The following is a 25,818-nucleotide window of genomic DNA, read 5'->3' on the forward strand; positions in this document are numbered from 1 at the left end:
CTCAAAAAATATTTGAACTTTTTTCAATATTAAATTAAAAATATTGTTGAGCCTTAATGCCTTGAATGTTGACTTTCTTTTATCTCTTTTTCATAAGTCTCTATAATTTCTCTTATTTTCAAATCGGGAATAGTTGTCGTTCTTATATTTTGATCAAAGATGATTTCGGATTGCTTTTCATTCAAAGGTTTCCATCCTGGGATGAGCTTGTTGTTTGGGTTGCCATGTTTGGCGAATGAAGTCCAAGTTTGCACCATGGCAGCCATCAAGTCTTTGTTTAAGCCATATGGGTATTTTTCGAGTTGTTGATAATAATTCCCGAAGACATAAGGCAGTTCGCTGGAATGGAAAGCATAAAGAGGTTTGTTTTTGTAGCTAGGCCTCCAGGAGAAGTCATAAAACCAGACATTGTTGCTCTCTTTATATAGATTGGCGAATTTGTACTGTGAGTATTTAAAAATAACCCACGAGGCGACTGAAAAGTAGCGATCTTTTTTATTAGGATACAATGGGTCTTTTTGAAATTGAGCCGCCAAGTTTTTAATTTGGTGCTTGTTATAACCGGCATTGTTGAGAATTTTTCGGACGGCTAGTTTAGGAAATCTTTTTGCGATTTTGTATTGATAATACCAATAGAAAGCCTCGTCATGGCAAATGCCTGTCATCAAGGGAATACTTGTCTTTTCATTTTCCTTCAAATACTTCTCTGGGTTTGAGGGCAATAATTCTCCATCTAAAACGGGCAAAAACAATTGGTCGGCAATTACCATATTTTTTTTCAAGGCTTTCTTTTGCAGTTGTATGATTTGATCCATGTTAAGTTTTCGCAAATCTTCAACGGAATTGGCTTTGGCCATTTTCATGAATTCCTTGGTGAAATTTTCAGCCATTGATTTTTTACGGTTTAAATAGAATGTACCGCTTTGGGCTATGGCTTTATGAAAAAGGTCTCCGGCATATGGAGTAAGCAAATGGCAGGTTACGGATATGCTGCCTGCGGACTCACCGAATATGGTGATGTTGTCTGGATCGCCTCCAAACGAAGCAATATTCTCTTTGACCCACTTTAAAGCGGCTCGTTGATCCAAAAGCCCTAAGTTGGCGGAGTGCTTGTATTTTTCTCCAAATTGGGATAGATCCAACCATCCAAGAACACCTAAGCGGTATTGTATTGTTACTATAACCACATCGCCTTCAGTTGCCATATTATTTCCATTGTATAGCGGTGTATTGGTTCCTCCAATAAGAAAAGCTCCCCCGTGTATAAATACCATCACGGGCTTTTTCCGATTGATATCTGTTGTCCAAATATTCAGAGATAGGCAGTCTTCTTTTTGGGGCTTGAAGCTGACTTCTTGAGTGGAGCTGGGCACCTGCAAGGCTATGGGACTGTATGAAAGCGCATTTACTGTGTCTTCCCAAGCTTTGGGTATTTCGGGGGGCATGAAACGAAGTTCTCCCACTGGTGGCATAGCGTATCTTATGCCTAGAAATTGGTATGTGCTGCCATTATTGATGCCTTTTATCTTGCCGTTTTTTGTGTCCACGACAATGGACTTGTATGATTGCGAATGTAGGTCTGTCATAAGCAAGGCGCAGAAGAGGAAAATCAATGTAGCTTTCATAATTTTATCTTTGAAAGATGGCAGGGAAATGGAGTTTTAGCTCATGTCGGCTAAACAATTGGTTTCTAAAGAATAAATAATGTTGAGCGTTAATTGTTTGACAAGAGTTCTGACGCACTTAAGAACCAATAGTTGCTGGAAGTGCGTTTGATTTATTATATTGCCGATCTTAAATGCAGAAAATACAATACTTATGATAATAGTAACCGGAGCGTCAGGATTTATTTCAAGTTGTCTGATAGCTGAATTGAACAGGCAAAATTTCAATGCGATCATCGCGGTGGATGATTTTAATGATCCGGAAAAAGCGACGAAAAACTTAGAAGGGAAGAATATTCAGGAAAAAGTTGATCTCGAGGATTTTTTCGAATGGTTTGACAAAAATTACGAGCATGTGGAGTTTGTGTTTCATAATGGAGCTTGCTCTGCGACTACGGTTTTTGACAAAGCGGTATTTGATAAGTTGAACTACAATTATTCCATTGACATGTGGCAAAGATGCGTGAAGTATCAAGTGCCGTTGGTATATGCTTCTTCAGCCGCTACATACGGAATGGGAGAGTTGGGGTATGATGATGATCCTGCTATCGTTCCTCAGTTGAAGCCATTGAACTTGTATGGAGAATCGAAGAACAACTTTGATATTTGGGCATTGGAGCAAGAAGAAAAGCCTTTCTTTTGGGCTGGTTTGAAGTACTTCAATGTGTATGGACCAAATGAATATCACAAAGGCCGCATGTCTTCTGTGGTGTTGCATTCATTTAATCAAATAAATGCCACGGGGGGAATGAAGTTGTTTAAATCGCATAATCCTAATTACAAGGACGGCGAACAAATGAGAGATTTCGTCTATGTTAAAGATGTTGTGGCCGTTAGCATGTGGTTGATGAGAAATCGCAAGAATTCCGGCATTTACAATATTGGAACAGGACAAGCAAGAACGTTTTTGGATTTGGTGAAAGCAACATTCAAAGCTTTGGACAAGGAGGAAAATATATCTTTCATTGATACGCCGGAAGATATCAGGGACAAGTATCAGTATTTTACAGAAGCAAAAATGGACAGGCTCAGAGAGGCTGGATATGACCAACCATTTACTTCATTGGAAGATGGCGTGAAAGATTATGTGCAAAATTATTTGATGAAAGGTTTAGCTGTTGAATAATAGCTGTCGCAATATCAAAAGTCCGAATTTATTTCGGACTTTTTTCTTAGAAGTGATATTTAGCTCTAAATTGTATCCTATTATTTGAGAATTTCCCCCATAGAGATTCTATAGGTCCTTCCATGATATCGGCTCTTAATCCAAGGCTTAAACCATCAATCACATTGGCTTCAAATTCAGGTTGAAAAAGATAATGCTTTATTTTATAATCATAAATATGCGATAGAATCAATCTATAAGAGTTTTGGTAGCTGAATTCTACTCTAAGCATGCTGGCCTCTTGAAAAATATGATTGAAATTGGTGCTAGAAACTTCTTCTTCGTAATGAATTCGTTGAAATATGCCTTGGGCAAGTATATTGACATTAAGATCTTCGACAATTTGAGAAATTGAATATTCGTAGCCAATTGTTCCATACCAATAAGGAGCTCCCATGAAAGCGTTTTCTTTGCTTTCGTTGCGTATATAATTATATGACACTCCATTTGTATACCTAATTTATGGTATTAGATCAAATCGAATAGTCAATTACTTATAAGCATAATAGAAATTTTCAAAGAATTCCCTGATGAAGAATCTTGCAAAGCAAGATTTAAATCTCTGTGCGAGTCTACAGGGATCGTTTGTAGAAAATGTAGTCATACGAAATATTATTGGAAAAAAGAGAAGGAGTGCTTCGAGTGCAAGAAGTGAGGTTCACGTACTTCATTAAAGAGTGGAACTGTAATGGATAAATCCAAACTTTCTTTCCGCTATTGCTTTATTGCTTTTCATTTGGTGACTTCAACTAAAAAAAACTTTTCAGCACTAGAGATCCAGCGACAAATTGGTCATAAGCGATATGAACCAATTTGGGCGATGATGAATAAAATTAGAAAAGCGATGGAACGACGTGATGGGCTTTATACATTGGAGGGAGAAATAGAGATTGATGATACTTTCTTTACAATGAAAAGCCTTGAGAAAGAGAAAGGTGAGCCACTGAAGAAGAGGTAGAGGCTCCCAAAGAAAGCCTAAAAAAGTAGGCTATCTTAAAATGAAGGTCACCTGACCTGAAGTCAGAGACCATTGAGAAAGTCGTAGATGAAGAGATTTTACCGAAAACAAAATTGAAATCAGACAAATCATCTTCTTACACAGAACTATCAGAAAAAGTAGAAAGCCATGTAGCCAAGGTGATTAAAAACGAAGCGATTGAAAAAGAACTGCCTTGGGTTGATATTGCCATAAGCAATGCAAAAAGGTGGATGCTAAACACATTTCATTTTGTGAGTCAGAAACACCTTCAATCTTATTTAGATGAGTTTTGTTACAATTTTAATAGAAGATATATGAGAGGTGAATTATATGATCGATTGCTAGTTGTCTGCTTATCAGAGGAATAAGCTTATTAGGTGCTTAAGCGGATTGGCATAATATTATATTTTTCTCCAAGTTAATTGACGATATCAAGCAAAATAAGAAGCATATACAATCACTGTTTCATTTAGAGTAACTTTGATTTAACTAAAGTAATTCCTCTCTTGCAATCTAAGGCCTGCGTAAGGATCATGTGAAGGCAGGAAGATTGCTTTATTGGCTTTGCAGAATTCAGAGACCGTTTTTATGGTGTTTTGAGCCTTTTTAAAATCGATATGTCCTCCTGACATTTCACTGTATTTGAGTTGATCAGAAGTGTATGTCATATCTCCGCCAAAAAAGATATGGTCGTGACGATCATTGCTGGCTAATATGGAGCAGTGCCCGAAAGTGTGCCCGGGAGTGTGTATAAAATGCAGATCTCTCGCTTTGGTTATGCTTTTTGTGTTTTTGAAGTCGAGGTGGCTTTCATTGGTTTCGAATAATGAAGGGTTGAAATTTTCAGGAAGCAAGCTTTTCAATGCGAAGGAGGGCTTTTCCCATTCTTCTTTGTTCAATAAAACTTTTTGATTAGAAAAGAATTTCAACCCGTCTATATGATCCAAATGCAAATGAGTAAGAAGCACTTGGTCAATATGATCAATCTCTATGTTCAGCTTTGGCAATAGATTGTGTAGTTCTCTATCCTTGTTCACATTGAATTTGAATTGATTTTTGTTAATCCACTCTTTCAGGATACCCTCTTGTGAAAAGTAATCAGGTTCGCTTACTTTGCTGTTTTCCCCTGTGTCAATGACAAATTTGCCTTCAGGGTGTTCGATTACCCATACCCATATGGGTAAAGGAGCAGTGAATTTGTTTTGAAGTATAAACTCCAATTTTGAGGTCCATTGGTTTTTTTTAGTGCTTCTGAATGCTTCTTTTACAGAAACAGTTCCGGTAGAAATGGCATGGATTTTACCCCACCCATCATTGAACTTAAAGTCTTGCGTATGAATATCTGTGAATTTATTATCCATAGTTTTGATGTTTAATGGTAATTGAGAATTATACTTTGACCTATGAACAATGCCAGGCGTAAAATGTGAGAATTGAATTATGATGAAATTTGGAATGCGTAAGCTTTTGATCATAATTCAGGTTTTAAAGATTTGGTAATTTTGCATGAAATAATAATTCGACTGTTGAAAAAGAAAAAAATATGGAATTGGAATAATTATTAAGCTAACTAATGCTTTTTGTCCATTATTTGATATTTTTTTTTTGATGTTCAAAAAATAATATTTGCAAATATTGAAGGCTGGAAAAATTGAGGAAAAAATCTGAAAATATAACATTAACGGAAATTTCATAATCAAGAAACCTATTGAATATTGCAAAAGCTTTTCGGGCATGTCAATCTTGTGGCTTTGCGGCTGTGCCATATTTTGCAAAACTTGAAAAGTTCATATTAAGCGCAAGAGGCGATGAATTATGCTAGTTGTTTTCTTGATGAATATTTAGCATTTTTATTTGAACAAATGACCAAGGTCATCGCAAAGCGTGACTTTATGGGTGAACAATAAAGCCCGGTTTTTTAAGATTGATATATTGAAAGGATTAAAAAAATGAGCACAGAAAACCAGATCATTAATGAACCAATCTTGCAGGAAAACAAGGATAGGTTTGTTTTATTCCCGATTCAGCATGATGATATTTGGGAGTTTTATAAGAAGGCAGAGGCGAGTTTTTGGACTGCAGAGGAGATAGACTTGAGCCAAGATTTGGATGATTGGGAAAAGCTCAATGATGGCGAGCGCCATTTTATTTCACATATACTTGCCTTTTTCGCGGCTAGTGATGGTATAGTTAATGAGAACTTGGCAGAGCATTTTGTCGCTGAGGTTCAATACACGGAAGCGAAGTTTTTCTATGGCTTTCAAATTGCTATGGAAAATATCCATTCGGAAACATATTCTTTATTGATCGACACATATGTGAAAGATCCAAAACAGCAGGATTATTTGTTTAATGCTGTCGAGACGATCGAGTGCGTGAAGAAAAAAGCGGAATGGGCTTTGACTTGGATTGATAATGGCAATTTCCAAGAAAGATTGATCGCGTTTGCGGCAGTAGAGGGGATTTTCTTCTCAGGTAGTTTCTGTTCAATTTTCTGGTTGAAGAAAAGAGGGTTAATGCCTGGACTGACATTCTCAAACGAGTTGATCAATAGAGATGAAGGATTGCATTGCGATTTCGCTGTGCATTTGCATAATAATCATGTTGCCAACAAGGTTCCTGAACAGACTATCGTTAAGATCATCACTGATGCTGTTGCGATCGAAAAAGAGTTTGTGTCTGATGCCCTTCCTGTAAGCTTGATTGGTATGAACGCAGACCTTATGTGTCAATATATCGAATTTGTTGCTGACAGATTGTTGTTCGAATTGGGTTGCCCTAAAGTATTTGGAGCTACGAATCCATTCGACTTTATGGATATGATTTCCTTGCAAGGAAAGACAAACTTCTTCGAAAAGAGAGTTGCTGAATACCAAAAAGCTGGTGTTCTGAAAAGCGATGATGCGGCTGATACTCCTCGTTTCTCTCTTGATGAGGATTTTTAGAAAATAATGACATAATGCCGATCATGGTATTGGCTAAGATATATACCAAACTTTAAAAATTCCGCGGATGCGAAATTCGTGGATTTTTTGATAACTAGTTTTATTCCTATAATTTTCATATAGCTCTAATTAATGTTTGTAGTTAAAAGAGACGGCAGACGCGAGTCTGTTAAATTTGATAAGGTGACTGCCCGCATAGAAAAACTATGCTATGGCTTGAACACTGATTTTGTGGATCCTTTGGATGTTGCTAAAAAAGTGATTACAGGGATTTACGATGGTGTTACAACTATCGAATTGGATAATTTGGCGGCTGAAACAGCAGCGTCAATGACGACGATACATCCTGATTTTGCTAAATTGGCGGCTCGTATAGCAGTGTCAAACCTTCATAAGGTGACCAGCAAGTCATTTTCAAATACAATGAAAAGGCTTTACACTTATGTGGATCCTAAAACAGGTGAAAACGCGCCATTGATATCAAAGGAAACGTATAAAGTAGTGAAAGAAAATGCAGCTACTTTGGATTCCAGTATTATCTATGATCGTGATTTTAGCTATGATTACTTTGGGTTCAAAACATTGGAAAGATCTTACTTGCTGAAACTTGATGGCAAAGTAGTCGAAAGACCTCAACATATGTTGATGAGGGTCGCTGTGGGAATTCACGGTGAGGATATTGAGTCTGCGGTAGAGACATATAATTTGCTCTCTGAGAAATGGTTCACGCATGCTACGCCTACTCTCTTCAATGCAGGTACTCCAAAACCGCAGTTAAGCAGTTGTTTTCTATTGACAATGAAGGATGACAGCATCGATGGTATTTATGATACGTTGAAGCAGTGCGCTAAAATATCCCAGTCAGCAGGTGGAATTGGTTTGAGCATACATAATGTGAGAGCTAAAGGTTCGTATATCAAGGGTACAAATGGAGTCTCGAATGGTATTGTGCCGATGTTGAGAAATTTTGACATGACAGCTCGTTATGTTGATCAAGGTGGAGGAAAGAGAAAAGGAAGCTTCGCTATGTATCTAGAGCCTTGGCATGCGGATGTGTTCGAATTTCTTGACCTGAAAAAGAATCATGGTAAGGAAGAGTTAAGAGCTAGGGATTTATTCTACGCACTATGGATTCCAGACTTGTTCATGAAAAGGGTGCAGGACAACGAAGAGTGGTCTTTGTTCTGTCCTAATGAAACGAAAAACCTTTGCGATGTTCATGGCGAAGAGTTTGAAAAACTTTACGAAAAGTACGAAAGAGAAGGCAGAGCTAGAAAAGTAGTGAAAGCTCAAGACCTTTGGTTTAAAATATTAGAGTCGCAGATTGAAACAGGCACGCCTTATATGCTTTATAAGGACCATGCCAATAGCAAGTCCAACCAGCAAAATCTAGGAACAATCAGGTCATCGAACCTTTGTTGCGAGATCATTGAATATACTGCCCCTGATGAAGTTGCGGTTTGTAACTTGGCTTCATTGGCATTGCCTAAGTTTGTTGACGAGAATGGCAGGTTTGATCACCAAAAGCTTTATGAGGTTACTAAAGTTGTTACTCGCAACTTGAATAAGATTATTGATGTCAATTATTACCCTGTTGCGGAGGCTGAAAAGTCGAATAAAAGACATCGTCCGATTGGTTTGGGAGTGCAAGGTTTGGCGGATGTGTTCATCATGTTGAGAATGCCTTTTGACTCGCCTGAAGCTAAGCAACTGAATAAAGAGATATTTGAGACGATGTACTTTGGAGCGATGACTGCTTCCAAGGAATTGGCTCAAGAGCAGGGCACATACGAAACTTATGAGGGCTCGCCTACGTCGAAAGGAATTTTCCAGTTTGACATGTGGGGGGTAACGCCTGATTCGGGAAGATGGAATTGGGATGAGTTGAAAAGCGAAGTTATTAAGCATGGAGTTAGAAATTCATTATTGGTTGCGCCAATGCCGACAGCTTCGACTTCGCAAATATTAGGAAACAATGAGTGCTTTGAGCCTTACACATCCAATATTTATACAAGAAGAACTCTAAGCGGCGAGTTTATCGTTGTGAATAAGCATTTGCTGAAAGACTTGATAGAAGCCGGAGTTTGGAATGAGCAAATGAGGCATAAGTTGTTGGAAGCAAATGGCTCTATACAACACATTTCGGGTATTCCTGAAAACTTGAAGGAAATCTACAGAACTGTTTGGGAGATTTCTCAGAAGAGTATTTTGGAAATGGCCGCGGATAGAGGGGCTTATATTTGCCAAAGTCAGAGCCTTAATGTTCATATGAAAGACCCTAATTTTGGGAAACTAACTTCGATGCACTTTTATGCATGGAAAGCAGGTTTGAAGACAGGAATGTACTACTTGAGAACAAAAGCAGCTGCTGACGCTATCAAATTCACAGTGGATAAAGCGGCTGTAAACGATAAAATACCAACAAATACTGAGGAGCAAAATCAAGCGGATATGGCTTGCTCTTTGGACAATCCGGATGATTGCATCGCATGCAGCGGATAATTAGTTAATTCAGTAAGATTAGTTTAAGCCTTGCGTTAATCGCAAGGCTTTTTTTGTTTATATGAATTTCCGAATACTCATGATTAGTCCATAATGTATTCCTTCGTGATAATTATTAAAAGAGATTGCATCATCCAATGACCCTAAGTGGAATCCAGTTCGGGTAGTTTTAGATTTGAAATTCTTGAAAATATTAGAACCTAGGTCTTTTTCAGTGATTTCCATGGTTTCTGTGAGTTTGAACTTGATGAGTGCTATGTCTTTAGCATTGAGTTCCGACTCAGGTTTTGTTCCTGATTTGAACAAGTTGAAAAGTTCGTTGGATATATGCATTGGAAGGTTTGAAGTACTGTAGATTAAAGCTTGCTGAGAGACTAAAGCATGTCCGACATTCCATATGATATTGTTGTTGAATCCTTTTGGTGTATGATTCAGTTCTTTGACTGTGAGATCCTCAAGGTTATTAATAAGGTTCTTCCTGTTTGTTTTCCAAATTTTTATGTTGGCGTTTTGCATTGTTGAGATGTTTAATGATTGAGATTATTTTTAAATCCAGTATTTGGGGTATTTTCGGACCTTATCCATGTTGTTGAATAGGCATGCGATTGCTGTTATTATTATCGCTCCGGAGAAGACAGGGTTTATTATGAATTCCCATGTGCAACCTCCCATAATGACAAGCAATGGATCCGCTCCCGCGGGCGGGTGGGTTGTTCCGCTTAATTGCATAATAGCGATAGCCGCTCCAACTCCAATAGCCAATGAATACCATTCGTTCCCAAAGAGATATAAGCAAATCAAGCCAATAAGTGTGGATATTAAGTGTCCGCCAATAATATTGCGGGGTTGAGCTAAAGGACTGTCAGGTACTCCAAAAGCAAGAACGCAAGTTGCGCCAAATGGAGCCATGATGAGAGGAATGTTTGAGTTGGCAGTTATGAAAGCCACTGTTGCTATGGCTATGAATCCTCCGATGCCGGAGAATAGGGATATGTTGAAACTTAATGGATTTGGGCTCTTTTCTGTAGTGACGAATTTTGCTAAGTAATTTTTCATATCGACTATTATGGTTAAGATAGTTGCCTAATTTATATTGAAGTTATATAAATAAATTTAAAAACAGAACGTTCTGTTCGTTTTTATTATTCTTTAAAAAGTTATTTATTTTTTAAAGGACATTCAGTATAAAACAAAAAAAGGTCGTGATTAGCTATCACGACCTTTTGATTAAGAAAGGGGTAAACCCTATTAATTATTTTTTGTGTTTCTTCTTCTTTTTCTTTTTACCGTTTTTTGATTCTTTTTCATGCGAATCGGCAGTGACTAATGTCATCTCATCTATCAAATAACCAGCTCCGGCAAATTTGTCTATTATGAATAGCGTGTATCTGATGTCAACACTAATCGTTCTTTGCAACTCAGGTTCGAATGCGATGTCTCCGCTCATTGCTTCCCAGTTGCCGTCAAATGCAGTTCCTATTAGTTCGCCATCTCCATTGATAACAGGAGAGCCTGAATTGCCACCTGTAATGTCATTATTGCTTAGAAAGGCGATTGGCATAGTGCCGTTTTTATCCGCATAAATGCCGTAATCTTTTTTCTCGTAAAGCTCTTTAAGTTTAGGAGGAACGACAAATTCAGGGTTTGAAGCGTCTTCTTTTTCGATGACACCTTTCAGTGTCGTGATATAATCGTAATGAATAGCGTCAGCAGGGTCATATGAACCTACTGTTCCGTAAGTGAATCTCATCGTTGAGTTGGCATTGGAGTAGAAATCTTTTTCAGGATTCATTTCCATAAGACCTTTCAAAAATACTCTATTGCTTTTTTCAAGCGTTGCTGTAGTCATTTGGTATGACGGAGCAAGTTTCATTACTGTACTTAATAATTCTTCAAAAACAATAAAAGCGGGGTCTCCCGAAATGACGCCTTTTTCAGGATTGTCCAAGAACTTTTGAAGTTTTTCTTCCGAGCAGAATATTGAGTTGGCATATATTTCTTTGCCAAGTTTCTCAAAATCTTTTCTGTTTTTCTTTTCAGGCCATTCTTCTTTTACGGCAACAAAGAAATCAGGTGTGTACTCAGGTTTTACACGCCTGCTATATAATTCCGCAAGGTTTACAAATGCAGCCTCATCGGTTTTAGCATCATAATTTTTGAAGTACTCCATTGCTTCCACTTTAAGCTCTTTGCAAACCGCAGCTATAGCTTGATTGTCAATAGAGTCTTTGTTGAGCATGTCATTGAGCCCTTTGTATTGAGACGCATTGCCAACAATGCCCATAAGCCTAGGCATGAATCTAGCGAAAGAAAAAGGAACTTGATATTTTCTGAGGGTGTCGTAAGCAACTTTGATGTCTTCAAGTGTTTGCCCGTACTCTGCTTCTCTGGAAGGTTTGGCATTGTACCAGTTTCTGAAATCTTTTTCCAGATGTTCTTTCTTTTGATGCACGTTCAGTCTTTTGAGGCCTTTTGTTTGTCCGATCAAGTATTTCCAGTAATTGCTTAAGCTGGCGTATTTTGAAGCATATTTGATTCGAACTTCAGGGTCCGCATTCATATGTTTTTTCCATGTTTCCAACTCCGTCTGAAGGATTTCAATCATGGTTTTATTCGAAACGTCAAGAGCAAGCTGAATGCCGTAAGAACTTAAATATCTGTCAGTGCTTCCGGGAAAGCCCATGATCATGGCGAAATCCCCTTCATGCACACCTTTCAATGAAATTGGCAGGTGATGTTTAGGCTTAAGCGGAATATTGTCCGGAGAGTATTCTGCAGGCTTCCCGTCCGGGCTCATATACACTCTGAATAATGAAAAGTCTCCCGTATGTCTAGGCCATTGCCAATTGTCGGTGTCGCCTCCGAATTTGCCTATGGATGAAGGGGGGGCGCCCACAAGTCTAACATCATTGTATGTCTCGTATACAAAAAGGTAGTATTCATTTCCCTCAAGAAAAGGCTTAACTTGAGCGTCATAATGAGTTCCTTCGGTAGCTTCGTCCGTAAGCTTTTTCATTTCTTCTGAAATTATGCCAGCTCGCTCGTCTTCAGACATTTGATTGTTGACTTTGTCAAGAATCTTATGAGTAACATTTTCCATACGAACTAAAAATCTGGCATACAAACCTTCATTTGGAAGTTCATCGCTTTTGGATTTTGCCCAAAAACCATCAGTCAGGTAATCATGTTCCACCGAACTGTGATGCTGGATAGAACCAAAAGCGCAATGGTGGTTTGTCAGCATAAGGCCTTCTTCGGAAATAATTTCTCCTGTGCAGAAACCTCCCAATGATACAATCGCGTCTTTGAGGCTTGAGTGATTTACGCTATAAATTTCTTCTGGAGATAATTTAAGCCCTAGCTTTTTTAAGTCTTTATTATACAGCCTTTCCACATGTATAGGAAGCCACATTCCTTCATCAGCGAATGAAGAGAAGCTAACCATAGCAAGCATGAAAAGCGTTAGTATTTTTTTGATCATTATAATTTGGTTAAATGATTAATTAAGTTTTCAACAATTTAAGTTATTTGAAAAAGAAATGTTTTGATGATGTGATAAGTGGAAATAAAAATGCTTAAATGGACGTTTTTTTTACTTAAAAACTGGCTTTGACATTAAGACTCCAGTTAAATTCGGACAGAGAGTTGTAAGTGACAGCTGTTCCTATGACGATATCATACCAAGTAACAAAGTCTACTCCAACTCCTCCGCTGTAGAGAATTTTGTCGTTAAGGTCGCTTTTTTCTCCTTCGAAAGCTTGAACATAACCAACATCAAAAATTATTTTGAAATATAAATCAAAGAAAAAGTCTTCAAATTCATATAAGTCAACATAGTCTTGTTGGAACGATTTGCTTAACAAGAGCCAACGAAAGTCGTTTTTCAAGAGAGCTTGTGTTGGTCCCTGGACTACATATTTTTCAAAGCCTCTCATGATGAGTGGATTGAAACCAATTCCCTTTCTTAAGTAATAAGGTTGGTCATGCTGGAATGTGTAATAGCCTCCGAGCTCGAAGCTGTAAGAGTATGATTGATTGATTTTGAAATACTTTTTTAATTGTCCTGATATTTCTGTCTGGCTCAATTCATTGAAAATGCCTATTCCAGATTGCGAAGCGGAGAGCAATAGAAAATATCCTGATATTGGATAGTACCGGATGTCTCTTTTATCTTTTTGAAAGTTGTAGTTGATGCCAAAATATTTCATCTGCCGATTATTACCGCTTAAGAAATTAGGGTTCAATGAAATGATAGTGTCTTGAACTTGGACATGCTCTCCAAATATATAAACCCCGTGCTTTGTGTCGAGATCCTTTCTAAGATTCAATCCAACGCTGGCTTTGAATGATTGAAGCAGCCTTCTGTTTTCTCCCTCGATGAATACTTGTCTTCTGTCAACAGTTTGATAGGCTATATTTCTTCGATTTTGATATTCAATATCTGTATCCAAGCTTAGATTTCCTTTTTTATTAAGGTATGGTTTGTAATAGCTAAGCTTGTAGCGATGTGTAAAGCCAAATTGGAGGATCAAGTTTACTTTTTCGTTATAACCTCTAAAATTTTGATGTCTAAGATTCAGCCCGAAATTTACACGTTGAAAACTCGCTCCTTGATTTTCAATCCAGTCGTTGAAGTTTCTATCACCCAGCGAAAAGATAGGCAAGGGATAAATATACCACCTTTCTTTTACTCGAATGATTAAATCCGAGACACCCGGACTCAAAGGATCTTCCATGATACTTGCGGATTGGAATAGTTGGGTATTGATAAGCCTTTTACTTGCCGTCTCCAAGCTTTTTTCCATGGCGCTGTTGGGTATCTTTTGACCTTTCTTTATCCCTAGTTCATTAAGAATGACTTGGGGTTTGGTTTTTCTATTGCCAAGTATGATGATTTGGTCAATAGTTGTCGAGTCTTCAAGGCTTTGTCCATGAGAATAGAAAGTAATGCAAAGGCAAAGAAAAGAGAAGAAGAGTATCGAGTATTTCATAGAAATAAAAAAGAGAAAGCACCGCCTTCTCTCTTAATTTTAAACTTTCGAAAATGTTATTTTTTAGCTCTGAATATAAAGATCAGTCCAGCAATAACTAGCGGAATACTTAGCCATTGTCCCATATTAAGAGGAATATCAGCCTCGAAATCCACTTGGTTTTCCTTATAGAATTCATAAACGAATCTTAGTCCGAATATGATGATTAGGAAAATTCCCAACAGCAATCCTCTTGGAGTATCTTGTTTCTTTTTGATCCAAATAGCCAAAAGAATGATAAACATGACAATACACGAAAGCGCTTCAAAAAGCTGAGCAGGGTACCTTGGTATTCCTATGACATCAGCGGTAAGCGTCGTGATATTTCTTTGGGTTGAAAGTTTGAAGTTTAACGTGGAATCCTTAGGGATATAGACATGCTCTGTTACGTATTTCGAGTTTTTGAGATAGTTGCTTAATGGACCAAGCGCGTAGGCTTTTATACTGCTTTCATCAATGATTCCTTTTTTGAAAACAATTTCTAGCGTCATTGGAACGCCATTTTCAACGTTTTCGCCCGAGCTTACTTTTTGTCTTTCAAAGGAGATCTTCTCAATGCTTTTATTGCCATATTCAAATGCTTCGACCGCATCTCTGGCGAAAACAACACCAGAGTCCGTATGCGTTGGTTTTCCGATGATCTCAGAATTGACGAAATTGCCGGTTCTAATAAGTGCTCCACCGAGCGCGACACAGATTACAACTCTGTCGATTACCCAAAGAAAAGATAAATCTTTTCGATGATGCTTTTCAAGCCTAATGCCAATTTTTCCAAGTCTGACATTGTATTTCGAGTATAGCCAAATACCAAAAATGATTGCTATTGCAGCTCCATGGCTGGCTAGCCCTCCTTCCCAAATTTTCAGAATATCAATCGGGTTAGCAAGATATTTGTCAGGCTCGTAAAAAAGAACATGCCCTAGTCTTGCCCCGATCACAGTGGATACTAAAACATATATTGTAAGTCTTTCGGCGTCTTTTTCAGTTTTTCCCTCAGTGAGGTAAATTTTATTGATGATGTATTGCCCTATGATGAAGCCTGAAGCGAAGAGTAGGCCGTACCATCTTACGTTGATTCCTGAGTTGGGGAAAATCTCAGGAGAAGGATACCACAAAATGTAGTTGAGTATATCGATCATGGCGATTAATAGAAAAAATCTTTTGTTAAAACCGCCTAAAGATAGTCATATACTTTTAAAACTTACCAAGTCTAGGCTGAATTTAATAGACTCAGTTTTGTCAATGAATGGAGTGATATGAAGAGCTTGTGTCTCTTACATAGCTCTTCACAGGATATTTTATTATTATTTGAAGCTATTCTCCTCCATGATGTTTGGCAGGAATGTTTCCTAAGTCGTATAATTGAATAGCGTTGAAATCCAGATAGCTTGTGTCTTGAGTTTGATTATCGCTGACAAATTTTACGTTTCCTTGATAAAGGTCTCCTTCTTTGTTGGTTAAGTGTGTGGAGATACTATAGGTGGAGGTTTTCACTGAATCAGCGGATCTGTAAATGAATTGATGAAGCCTCTTGTACACAGAAGTTTCGTCATCGAATTTTAAAACTATGACATCCTCAAAATCATGATTGAGCTGGTTTACATCAAACTGGCTGGCAGGGATGAGATAAATGCTTCTTTGATTATCTCGGAGTATGAAAATATTGTCAGTAACCCATTTGTCGTCTTGATGACTGTTGTATTCTGCAAGAATACCGCTAACGAACTTTATCGGGCCTGATTGGCTTTTGAGATTGAAAGGTGTTTCAGCGATAGCTTCTATATCATTGGTGGCAGGAAATGGGGTTTCATCCACTTTTTCCTTTTTGCTTTTATTTGATTGGCAAGCGTTTGCCATTAGAAGAATTAATATAGCGAAAAGGTATAATTTGTTTTTTTTCATAATTCAGAGGTATAGTTCAGTTTGATAACTTTTTGAAGGAATTAATGTTCATTGATGCTGTTGCAACAAATTTTATGTGGAATGGTTGAATCAAGACATCTGAATTTCTTGTTATGCCTGCTCTGATACTCTTTATTATTCTGTTAGCTTTTTTGTTTAAAAACTTGAGACGAAAAATAAGAATAGCAAATGCTTTTGTAGCTAAGTATTTATGTTCTACTTTTTACATTACTCATAGGCCTTTGGATGAGGTTTTTAGAATGGATTTGAACAATAGTTTTTTGAAACATTGCGAAGCTAGTTATGACCCAAGTGAAAGAAGTGTTGAGGTGTCTATGAAAGGATATCTGAAAAGAAAAGCTTATTTTGACGATGTGCATGGAGGAATAATGGATCGTCCTGCAGTTAAATCAAAGAAATCCCACGTTGAAGTCTCAAAGGCTAGCCAGAGCTCTTTTGTCCTTAATGAAGGAATAAATAAGAGTTATAGTAAATTGGATGTATTGCTGGGACAAGAGTTCAGTAAGTATTGGAGAAATACGAGAGCGCTCTTAGTGTTGAAAGGCTCAGAAATCGTCTATGAAGGTTATTCCAGTCGGTTTGATCAAACATCAATTTTTCCGGGGTGGTCAATGACAAAATCGTTGTTTGGTTTTTTGTATGGGATGTGGCATGATCAGAAAGTTTTTCACCTTGATGAATCGGACTTGTTTGAGGAATGGAAAGACGATGATCGTAGAGGAATTACCCTTAGGCATCTTTTGCAAATGAGATCAGGCTTGGATTGGGATGAATCGTATGATAAAGTGTCAGATGTTACCAGAATGCTTTTGGATTCCGAATCTTGTTCTTCTTTTGCAATGAGCCGCAAATTGGCGCGTATACCTGGGAGTAAATGGGTTTATTCTTCTGGAGATTCTGTTTTATTGAGCGAGTTTTTTAGACGACGACTTGGCGATGAAAAGTATGGTAGCGATATAAGGCTTTTTTTGGAAAATATGGGTTGGAAATCCTATTTTTTAGAAAAAGATAGAGAAGGGACCTATGTCGCTTCATCTTATGCTTGGGCTACGGCTAGAGAATGGGCTCATCTTGGCCTTGCATTGAATAATAAAGGGCAACTTGGAAATAAAAGATTGGTTGATCAGAATTGGGTTGACTTTATGTTTTCATCTTATGAAGCTGTTCCATTGGGGCAATATGGAGCGCAAGTTTGGCTAAATGGCAACGGTTTAAAAAAACTATCTTTCAGACCTTATAAAAAGTTGCCGAGTATGGGGATTTGTCAAGGATTTAATGGGCAAAGGATTTACTGTATTCCTGAAATGAATCTGAGTATCGTAAGGTTAGGGCTAAGTGGTGTAAATCATTTCGATGATCAGAAGTTTGTCGGAAAAATACTAACGACTTTGTAAAATACTAGATTTAAAGCTTAATAAGTTTTTGAACTTTGAGAACTTTATTCTCATCATTTTTTATACTGACAATATATTTCCCTTTTTTTAAATTCTGGATATTCATGTTCTCTCGGTTGCTGATTTTTGATTTTTTGATTTCGTTGCCTATCGGATTGAATATAGTTATTGTGTAAAATTCATTTTCTGTGTGATTTTTTAGTTTAATAATATTTGATGCTGGATTTGGAAAAATACAAATACTATTTTCATTTTGAATTATATTATAGTTGGTTGGAGTGTCTTTGTAATACAGTTTGTGGAATAATAATATCATTACAGGTAATAAAAGTATCTTTATTTGCTTCATAGGCTTGTGGTTTATCAAATGTATATAAAATAAATTAATTATTTTTATTTTTGTTTTAACTATTTATGAAATATTGATCGCTGGTGAATTATGTTAAAAAAATGCAATTTTAGTATTTGTTAATTTATTTCCGAGTTTATACATTTACATAAGGATATGGTTACTTTTTTTTGAAATAGAGTATATACTTGAGATAATAAAATGTTGATTTGACTTTCCTCCATATTAAGCTATAGCCTATGAACAAAATTTTTACTATTCGAGAAATAATTAATAATCATGCTAAATTTATATTTTTATTTGCATGGCTCTTGTTTCAATCCATTTTGCCTTTGCAATTCGCAAAAGGTTCTTCTAATATCACCGAAGTTGGCGGATTTGTGTGTGGAAATGTTATGTATCAGATATATAACAAAAATTCTAGTGGAGGAGGCAAGAATTACGGTCTTTTTTATTTTCAGTCTATTTACGACCCTTCAACTCGAACAAGTCGATTGGAACTGGTTGAAATCCCAGGGGCTCTTTCGGATTTGTCTAAGCTTAATTATTTAGGTAAAGGTGGAGTTATAACGGTTAATGCAATAGGGTATAATGTCAAAGATGGTTTTATCTATTTCATGGACGCTGGATCTGCAAAAGTTTTTAGAATAGGAAGAACTCCTAATGTAGCAAATCCGGTCAGTGAAAATGATTATACATATGAAATTGAATATGTGGGCCAGCCTGTAGGGGATCAAACAACTAATTCTTTGTTGAATGAAGGAGGTGGGTTTATCGCAGGAGATATTGACGTTGACGGGAAGTATTATTTCAATTCTAATTGGTCTAAAAAAGTCTATTATATAGACTTGTCTCTTCATGATTTGAGTTCTTCAAACTTGCCCGTTAACAATTTACGAGCTGTAAATGCTTTAAAAAATCCTGATGGAAGTGATTTTTACAATTATCCATCCACAGGAATGAATATGGCTGATTTTGTAATAGATCCAGTTGATGGAAATTTGTATAGTTGGTCAAAGTTTTCAGGGTATAGCCAGTTGATTAAAATTGATATGACTACTAAAGCTGTGGAAAGGATTGGCGTGTTAACTGACGGCAATTATCGATTTTACAGCGGAGCTGGAGCCAATTATTGGAAATATGGGTATTTTTATGCTTATGGTGTTGATCGAGATGTAACTAGTTCTAACATCCAGACTACGTTGTTTCGAGTAAATCCGACAACTGGAGAGGCAACGTATGTAAGCCAAGGTACTCCTACAAATCAAAATGATGGATGTTCATGCGCTTATAGCATAGAAATACAGCAATCCACATTAGACGGAGAAATATGTTTGGATAAGGATACCGTAATCACTGTGGATTATAGAGTGTTCAATAGAACGAGAGAAAACTTACAGAATGTTCCTTTTGAGATGAGTTTGCCTGGAGGAGCTGTTTTCGCTTCGAATATTTATGAAAGCAAGACTCAAAACTCTGACGGCAGTTTTAATTATGTGGAGCCAAGCTGGATGGCTTCCGGGTCCAATGACTTGGTTGGGAGCAGTTTTGCTGATAATACCAACGCGATGATTAATCCTTTGCCTTATGTGGCTGATTTGACATTTAAAGTCGATATTTTAATTCCAAGCACTTATTCAGGGAATGAGATCAGTTTGCAGGCTACCTTGAATATGAATAATCATCCTGCGTATAATCACGCTGTAGCGGATAATATTTTGACTCCCGAATTAGGTGATCCAAGTGTCATTACTATTCATCATCCCGCGGATGTTTACGCTGGAGATGATCAAGTGATCACTCGCGGAGTTTTGAATACCACTCCCTTTAATGCGACTGCAGCAGGCGTTGATCCGATGTCTTATCATTGGAGTCCGTCTGAAGGCTTGAATTTTCCTACATTTTTGACGCCAATACCTAATCCTTCCGATGATACGGAGTATGTTCTGGAAGTAGAGGATGGGAATGGTTGTTTGTCCCGAGATACGGTTCAAGTGCGCGTTGTGGCTTCTGAAGTAAAAGTAAAGATCGAAGCTGATGGCGATGAGATTCCTTCCTGCGCGATCACCAAAACTCTTCGCGGTATCGCTGAGGGGGAAAATCTGGAGATGAGCTGGAAAGTGCTTAATGGCTCAGGAACGATTTTGGACGAGACGCTTTTTGACAAAGTTTCGAGTGATTCGGACACGCTTGAGGCCTTGGTGCTTGAAGGCCGCTATCGTTTTGTGGCACGCGATCTTGTGAGCGGCAATTCCGACAGCACGGAGATAACGATTATCCAAGCGCCATCTATGAATGTAGATGCCGGCGACGACTTTTCGATCAGCAGGCATGTTTTGAATACCCGTTCGATCAATCCTCAGCTGGGAAATGTGGACTTGAGCAGCTCAACGGTTGTTTGGAGTCCTTCGACAGGCTTGGACAATACAGGGATTATCAATCCGGTTCCAAATCCATCGACGACAACGACTTACACGCTGACGGTCCGGGATCGCTTCAATTGCGTAGTGTCGGATGTTGTAACGATCACTGTTGACGAGACGGAAGTTGACGCTGATATTGTCGAAGGGTCTGCGATAACGATTGGAGCTTGCGACAGCGAACTAAGAGTGCATGGGACGTTCAGTGGCACTGACGCGAATGCGGTTTGGCAGGTTGCGACGGGACAGTCTGGAAGCATACAGGCGGGTAGTTTGCAGGAAGACAAATTGGTTGATCCTCATACAAGCAGTGTGATTGTCAGTCCCGGGACTTATTGGCTGATCGCTCAGGATGTTTACGGCAATCGCGACACGGCTGAAATCGTGGTGAATCAAGCCGCTGACTTACCAAGCGTTGATGCCGGCGATGATTTTTATATCAGCGAATATATATCGAATACGCGAGCGTTTGATGTTTCCTCAACGGGAGAAGGCTTGACGTATTCCTGGGTTCCGGCTTCTAGCCTGGACGATGCGACAATTATGCGGCCGACTGCTAATCCGTCCGTGGAAACTTTGTACACGGTCACAGCTAGGGATCAATACGGCTGCTCTGTGGAAGATACCGTACGTGTTCGCATAGACGCTACGGAGACCACAGCGGATGTGAATACGGATGTTAATTTGATTGGCGATTGCGAGACGGAAGGTGTTTTGACCGGTATTGCCAATGGTACAAATGTTACTTATCACTGGCGAGAGAAAGGGACTACGGATACATTGAGCACGAATTCGACGGAAAGTTTCGCGCCTGGAATTTATGAGTTTGTGGTTGAGGATGAGTATGGCAATGTTGCGATAGGAGAAGCTGAGGTGAGAAAAGATATTGCTCCGGTGGCTGAAGCCGGCGATGACATAACGATCAGCGCTTACGGTTTCAATACGATTGCTTTGGACGGTACGGCTTCTGGTGTTGAGACGAGTATACAATGGTCTCCTAGCGACCAGTTGGCGTTTCCGAATTCTGAAGATCCTATTCCTTTGACGCCTTCAGCCGGGACTACAGGCCCATTGACTTTTACAATGACAGTTACGGACAAGTATGGCTGCGTAGCGACTGATGTTGTCGATGTTTATATTGATAATACGCAGGTTGGAGCAGATGCAGGGTCGGATATTGAGATTGGCTTTTGCGATTCAAGTTTGCCTTCGGTTACAGGCAAGCCTTTTGGCACAGAAGCGACAGGAATCTGGACAGTGAAGGATGGTTATAAAGGTCAGGTTCAAGGGAGCGGTAATACCGTTCAGGTAGTTGCAAGAGGTAATGAATATGTTGATGGTTTAGGTGTTGCTCAGATAAGTGAAGGCATTTATATTTATACGGTTACTGATAAGTATGGAAATAAGGATTCCGCTCAGGTACAAGTTGTTAAAGCCTTAGAGCCTGTAGCGGATGCCGGAGGCGATTTTAAGATCACCAGCGCTTATCCTAACATCATTCCGATTCACGCGACGGCTTCCGGAGAGTCTCCTTTGTCGTATTCATGGACACCTGCGGCCAGCTTGGATGATGCCAGCGTGTTGGAGCCGATTCCGAACCCTTCTGTTGATACTGAATATACATTGACCGTGACGGATAGTTATGGTTGCACGGCTACAGATGCGGTGCTTATAGAAGTTACAAACGACGAGTTGACAGGTAAAATCAAGGAAGGCGATAGTGTTTTGATAGGTCATTGTTATGCTGATACAACGATTCATGTGATTTTGGGTCAGGGAAGCAGTAGCGGTGATTTGTTCAGTGATGATCCTAATGATTATACTTTTGAATGGTCTGTTTTTTCCGGAGGTCCATTACCTTCGGATTTGGTAGGTAGCACGGATGTTCATATTGCAGATGAGATGGTTCCCGGCGAGTATGAGGTTTTGATAACGCATAAGGCTACCTTGACAGAAAAAAGGCTTAGCGTTGTTATTGAGCGAGATGTTGAGCCATCGGTATTCGCTGGCGCTGATAAAAGCATCAGCAAGTTTGTTGATAATATCAACATCACTTTGGATGGTTCAGTCTCAGGAGCGGAACCTTTGACATATTCATGGACGCCTGATGACGGCACGTTGAATTTCACGAACATATTGAACCCTATTCCTAATCCAAGTCAATCGATGAAAGACGCCCAAAGTCAGTTCACATACACATTGATCGCGGTTGACAAGTACGGTTGTGTTGCTTCGGATGATGTGTTGGTGAATATAGATGATCGTGAGTCGAACTATGAGATCGATGTTGATGTTGAGATCGTTGGCGATTGCGATGAGAGCACTACAGTGCTTATCGGTTATGCCAAGTACGATCAGATCTATGACGGGCTGGTGGTTGACACGCGTTGGGAGTTGGTTTACCCTGATCGAGGAGAAATAGTTGAAGATTATCCGGACTCAAAGGAATTGATCTCGGGAGGTTATGTGGAGACCGATTCGGTTCGAGTGAGAGACGGAGAGTACATGTTTGTGGTTGAAGACCGCTACGGCAGACTTGTCAAGCTACAGGAGCCGGTTAAGATCAACCGCGAGGCAAAGCCTACGATTTATATGCCGGACCCTTTCACGATCAGCAAGCATGTTGACAATCTTCAGGCGATTGATGTTCGCATTCAGACTACGGGGAGCAATTTGGTGGGAGGCTATGCTTGGTCTCCGGGAACTACATTGCTTGATGATTATGCGATAGAGGATCCAGTGCCCAATGCTCATGGCAATACCGATTTTACGCAGGACACGACTTTTGTGCTTTCGATTACAGATACTTACGGTTGCGTGAAGGAAGATTCGATTCGCATCTATCTGGATACGACTCAACCTGAGACGGAGATTCTTAACGGTGTTGACTCGGTAGGCTCGTGCGCTCCTTCAAATGAGCGTATCGTATTGAAAGGCAAATTCAGCGGTTCGAATGCTGTGGCATGGTGGGAAGATAAGAATGGGGTTGTTTTGGCTAATGGAGCTGATTTGACCGTGGATGTTCTTTCTACCAGCGATTATCGTTTTATTGCCGAGGATATGTGGGGTCAGACAGACACGACCGAATGGACGGTTAATGTGGCGGCTTCGCCTTCGATCACCTCGATACCGGATATGACGATCAGCGGCCATGTCTTGAATAACAGGCCTTTGGAGCCTGAGTTGGAGTTGACAGGCGTCAAGACACCTATCGCTTATGAGTGGAGCGTGTTGGGAAGCTATCGAGAGGAGACCTTTGATTTGAATAGCTTGAACCCTGTTCCCAATCCGGTGATCTCTGCAACGGATCATCCACATTATCAGGATTATGAGTTGACGGTGACGGATGGATATGGATGCTTGGCAGAATCGACTGTTCGTGTTCATGTTGATTTTAGGGAAATAGAAAAGCCAGAGATTGAAGAGGCGGAGAATGGAATTATCACAATAGGCAATTGCGAGACGGATTATGTTTTGCGCGGCACTTATACCGAACTGTTGGATGAACATGGCGACAGCATGATAGATGAGGCTGTTTGGGAGCCAGTTCCGACTTATTCGAATTATTTGGATCTTTCGAGCGTGAGTCAAGAGGTGAGTGGCGATCAAGTTACGGTGTCCATTTCTTTGAACTTGCCGGTGGATGACAAAATCGCGGATTTGGGTTATTATATGTTTGTTGTTCGAGATAGATACGGGCATATGAAGTATGACTCGGTTCAGGTTTATCGCGACACGACAACTGTCATAGCCCATGGAGGAAATGATTTTACGATCAGCGGTCATTTTGCGAACAGTACCTTGAGTTTTGAGGATCATGGGGCCAGCTATGTTCCGGTGGATGGCCAAGTGACTTGGGAACCTTCAAGTTTGGTTCGCTTTATAGATGGAGCGTATTATCCTCAGCCTGAGGATGGCGTGAGCGAAAGAGTGTTTGATGTGAGAGTGACAGACGCTTATGGCTGTGAGTCTACTGATCAGGTAAGGGTTTATTTTGATCAGGATGAGATCGCGATAGATTTACCGAATACAGATAGCATTGGTGCTTGCGAGGAAGTGGTTTATACGCCTGAGATTGAATATGAGAATAAGGTCGGGGCTTATAGGTGGTTGTATTGGCCTGCAGGAGACGATGTCAGCAGTGATGGAGAGTTGTTGAAAGAGAGTGACAGTCGTCCGATATCGGATTACGAATTGACATTGGGAGGCGATGACGAGCGTGACGAAAGTGGCGTTTATGTGCTGGAGCTTACGGATATTTACGGCAATGTCATTGACGATACGCTTGTGTTCAGAGAGTTTGCGATGCCTGAGGTGTTTATCGATCCAGATACGTTAATAGTTAGTTATAGTATTGACAATGAGGAGGCGTTTGAAGTATTTGTAGATGCGGAGGAGCCACGATACGAATGGTCTCCGGATTTGGGCTTGAGTCAAAATGATATCAGGGAGCCGGTGGCTAATTTCTTGGGAGTTATTGATTATCAGCTTAAGGTGATCGACAAGTTTGGTTGCGAGGCTATTGACTCTGTTAATTTCCAGCGTATCAATTTGCCACCAGTAGCTGAGGATGACGAGGCTTATACAGTGACAGGAGACACGGTGATGATCTGTGTTTTGGACAATGACATGGATCCAGAGGATAAGCTTGACGCTTCTTCTGTAGTGATCGAGAAGCAGCCTTTGTATGGCGTTGCTTGGGTTGAGGGAGGTTGCATTTACTACATCACGCATGAGGAGTTTGCAAGAGAGGATGAGCTTAGATACAGCGTTTGCGATGATGAGCCATTGGATGTTCAGTGCGATCAGGCGGATGTAAGGATTTACATCGAGCCTCAGGAGTTGGGTTCTCATAACATCATCACGCCAAATGGCGACGGAGTGAATGACTACTTCAAGATCAAGGGAATTGGCGCTTACCCTCAGAACAGGTTGAGGGTATATAACCGCTGGGGCAACTTGGTTTATGAGCAGGAGAATTACCGTAACACCTTCAACGGCTATGCGAACTCGCTGACGGTGGGTCAGGACTTTAGATTGCCGAAGGGTACTTACTTCTACATATTCGAGTATCCGGAGACTGAAGGCAAAAATAATATCACCGGCTATATCTACATTGCGGAATAGCCGCTGTCTTTCGATAGATGATCATGCCGCTTTCTTAGGAGAGCGGCATTTTTGTTTAAGGACAAGAGGACTATAGATTAGCCGATATTGAGCTTATAAAGCGTAGTTTTTTGCGACTAATTGGGTAAATATTACTTTTTATAAATATTTTTTCATTGCAATATTGATGTTTGATCTTTTGAATGTATTGATTGCATGATTTTTGCAGGTGATTACCTTGAGTGTGTGCTTTTTATTGTTTTTTTAATCTTATAATTAAATTATTCTAATTTTTTGATTATATGTAAATAAATTAATCATAGTGCATTCTAAACTAAAAA

15 protein-coding genes and 1 pseudogene are annotated in these 25,818 nt (G+C 39.3%); 6 read left to right on the top strand and 10 right to left on the bottom strand.

The window, feature by feature from the left end; genetic code table 11:
- Nucleotides 1-53 precede the first annotated feature (53 nt).
- Nucleotides 54-1,625, bottom strand: coding sequence for a carboxylesterase/lipase family protein (locus AABK36_RS04165; protein ID WP_309937777.1), 1,572 nt, complete (start codon nt 1,623-1,625; stop codon nt 54-56).
- Nucleotides 1,626-1,818: 193 nt separating this feature from the next.
- Between AABK36_RS04165 and rfaD the strand changes: the two genes are divergently transcribed.
- Nucleotides 1,819-2,790 (top strand): ADP-glyceromanno-heptose 6-epimerase, encoded by a 972-nt coding sequence (gene rfaD, locus AABK36_RS04170; protein WP_309937778.1) that lies wholly within the window; start codon nt 1,819-1,821, stop codon nt 2,788-2,790.
- A 46-nt stretch (nt 2,791-2,836) separates the two neighbouring features.
- Here the strand turns inward: rfaD and AABK36_RS04175 are convergent, their stop codons facing one another.
- Nucleotides 2,837-3,271, bottom strand: coding sequence for a hypothetical protein (locus tag AABK36_RS04175; RefSeq protein WP_309937779.1), 435 nt, complete (start codon nt 3,269-3,271; stop codon nt 2,837-2,839).
- Between the two features lie 54 nt (nt 3,272-3,325).
- Between AABK36_RS04175 and AABK36_RS04180 the strand changes: the two are divergent.
- Nucleotides 3,326-4,176: pseudogene (locus tag AABK36_RS04180) on the top strand (IS1595 family transposase).
- 117 nt (nt 4,177-4,293) lie between these two features.
- On the opposite strand, the gene AABK36_RS04185 reads toward AABK36_RS04180, so the two are convergent.
- Nucleotides 4,294-5,169, bottom strand: coding sequence for an MBL fold metallo-hydrolase (locus AABK36_RS04185; protein ID WP_309937780.1), 876 nt, complete (start codon nt 5,167-5,169; stop codon nt 4,294-4,296).
- Nucleotides 5,170-5,757: 588 nt separating this feature from the next.
- On the opposite strand from AABK36_RS04185, the gene AABK36_RS04190 reads away from it, so the two are divergent.
- Together AABK36_RS04190 and AABK36_RS04195 are read left to right on the top strand one after the other, a co-directional pair.
- A complete protein-coding gene (locus AABK36_RS04190; RefSeq protein ID WP_309937781.1) occupies nt 5,758-6,753 on the top strand; it encodes a ribonucleotide-diphosphate reductase subunit beta in 996 nt (331 codons plus the stop codon).
- A 132-nt stretch (nt 6,754-6,885) separates the two neighbouring features.
- Nucleotides 6,886-9,255, top strand: a complete 2,370-nt coding sequence (locus AABK36_RS04195) for a ribonucleoside-diphosphate reductase subunit alpha (protein ID WP_309937782.1) — start codon at nt 6,886-6,888, stop codon at nt 9,253-9,255.
- A gap of 57 nt (nt 9,256-9,312) precedes the next feature.
- Here the strand turns inward: AABK36_RS04195 and AABK36_RS04200 are convergent, their stop codons facing one another.
- The 6 genes from AABK36_RS04200 to AABK36_RS04225 form a co-directional block, all read right to left on the bottom strand.
- A complete protein-coding gene (locus AABK36_RS04200) occupies nt 9,313-9,771 on the bottom strand; it encodes a DinB family protein (RefSeq protein ID WP_309937783.1) in 459 nt (152 codons plus the stop codon).
- Nucleotides 9,772-9,801: 30 nt separating this feature from the next.
- Nucleotides 9,802-10,311: an HPP family protein gene (locus AABK36_RS04205; protein WP_309937784.1), complete on the bottom strand. Its 510-nt coding sequence runs from the start codon at nt 10,309-10,311 to the stop codon at nt 9,802-9,804.
- A gap of 196 nt (nt 10,312-10,507) precedes the next feature.
- Nucleotides 10,508-12,736 (bottom strand): S46 family peptidase, encoded by a 2,229-nt coding sequence (locus tag AABK36_RS04210; protein WP_309937785.1) that lies wholly within the window; start codon nt 12,734-12,736, stop codon nt 10,508-10,510.
- 115 nt (nt 12,737-12,851) lie between these two features.
- Nucleotides 12,852-14,246: a BamA/TamA family outer membrane protein gene (locus AABK36_RS04215; RefSeq protein WP_309937787.1), complete on the bottom strand. Its 1,395-nt coding sequence runs from the start codon at nt 14,244-14,246 to the stop codon at nt 12,852-12,854.
- A 56-nt stretch (nt 14,247-14,302) separates the two neighbouring features.
- The gene (locus AABK36_RS04220) at nt 14,303-15,424 is read right to left on the bottom strand and encodes a prolipoprotein diacylglyceryl transferase (protein ID WP_309937788.1); all 1,122 of its coding nucleotides are present in this window, start codon (nt 15,422-15,424) and stop codon (nt 14,303-14,305) included.
- Nucleotides 15,425-15,599: 175 nt separating this feature from the next.
- On the bottom strand, nt 15,600-16,187 hold the full coding sequence (locus AABK36_RS04225) for a hypothetical protein (protein WP_309937789.1): 588 nt from the start codon (nt 16,185-16,187) through the stop codon (nt 15,600-15,602).
- Nucleotides 16,188-16,351: 164 nt separating this feature from the next.
- On the opposite strand from AABK36_RS04225, the gene AABK36_RS04230 reads away from it, so the two are divergent.
- The gene (locus AABK36_RS04230) at nt 16,352-17,602 is read left to right on the top strand and encodes a serine hydrolase domain-containing protein (RefSeq protein WP_309937790.1); all 1,251 of its coding nucleotides are present in this window, start codon (nt 16,352-16,354) and stop codon (nt 17,600-17,602) included.
- 10 nt (nt 17,603-17,612) lie between these two features.
- Here the strand turns inward: AABK36_RS04230 and AABK36_RS04235 are convergent, their stop codons facing one another.
- On the bottom strand, nt 17,613-17,951 hold the full coding sequence (locus tag AABK36_RS04235; RefSeq protein WP_309937791.1) for a T9SS type A sorting domain-containing protein: 339 nt from the start codon (nt 17,949-17,951) through the stop codon (nt 17,613-17,615).
- A 239-nt stretch (nt 17,952-18,190) separates the two neighbouring features.
- Here AABK36_RS04235 and AABK36_RS04240 point away from each other — a divergent pair, with 239 nt between their 5' ends.
- On the top strand, nt 18,191-25,498 hold the full coding sequence (locus tag AABK36_RS04240) for a T9SS type B sorting domain-containing protein (protein WP_309937793.1): 7,308 nt from the start codon (nt 18,191-18,193) through the stop codon (nt 25,496-25,498).
- Nucleotides 25,499-25,818 lie beyond the last annotated feature (320 nt).

Origin of the sequence: Aureibacter tunicatorum, assembly GCF_036492635.1 — a bacterium.
GTDB lineage: Bacteria > Bacteroidota > Bacteroidia > Cytophagales > Cyclobacteriaceae > Aureibacter > Aureibacter tunicatorum.

What these genes read in the sequence shown, in the direction of transcription:
- AABK36_RS04210 (WP_309937785.1), bottom strand. Translation starts at nt 12,736, where the DNA reads ATGATCAAAAAAATACTAACGCTTTTCATGCTTGCTATGGTTAGCTTC.
- AABK36_RS04220 (WP_309937788.1), bottom strand. Translation starts at nt 15,424, where the DNA reads ATGATCGATATACTCAACTACATTTTGTGGTATCCTTCTCCTGAGATT.
- AABK36_RS04195 (WP_309937782.1), top strand. Translation starts at nt 6,886, where the DNA reads ATGTTTGTAGTTAAAAGAGACGGCAGACGCGAGTCTGTTAAATTTGAT.
- AABK36_RS04185 (WP_309937780.1), bottom strand. Translation starts at nt 5,169, where the DNA reads ATGGATAATAAATTCACAGATATTCATACGCAAGACTTTAAGTTCAAT.
- rfaD (WP_309937778.1), top strand. Translation starts at nt 1,819, where the DNA reads ATGATAATAGTAACCGGAGCGTCAGGATTTATTTCAAGTTGTCTGATA.
- AABK36_RS04235 (WP_309937791.1), bottom strand. Translation starts at nt 17,951, where the DNA reads ATGAAGCAAATAAAGATACTTTTATTACCTGTAATGATATTATTATTC.
- AABK36_RS04190 (WP_309937781.1), top strand. Translation starts at nt 5,758, where the DNA reads ATGAGCACAGAAAACCAGATCATTAATGAACCAATCTTGCAGGAAAAC.
- AABK36_RS04225 (WP_309937789.1), bottom strand. Translation starts at nt 16,187, where the DNA reads ATGAAAAAAAACAAATTATACCTTTTCGCTATATTAATTCTTCTAATG.
- AABK36_RS04165 (WP_309937777.1), bottom strand. Translation starts at nt 1,625, where the DNA reads ATGAAAGCTACATTGATTTTCCTCTTCTGCGCCTTGCTTATGACAGAC.
- AABK36_RS04200 (WP_309937783.1), bottom strand. Translation starts at nt 9,771, where the DNA reads ATGCAAAACGCCAACATAAAAATTTGGAAAACAAACAGGAAGAACCTT.
- AABK36_RS04205 (WP_309937784.1), bottom strand. Translation starts at nt 10,311, where the DNA reads ATGAAAAATTACTTAGCAAAATTCGTCACTACAGAAAAGAGCCCAAAT.
- AABK36_RS04240 (WP_309937793.1), top strand. Translation starts at nt 18,191, where the DNA reads ATGAACAAAATTTTTACTATTCGAGAAATAATTAATAATCATGCTAAA.
- AABK36_RS04215 (WP_309937787.1), bottom strand. Translation starts at nt 14,246, where the DNA reads ATGAAATACTCGATACTCTTCTTCTCTTTTCTTTGCCTTTGCATTACT.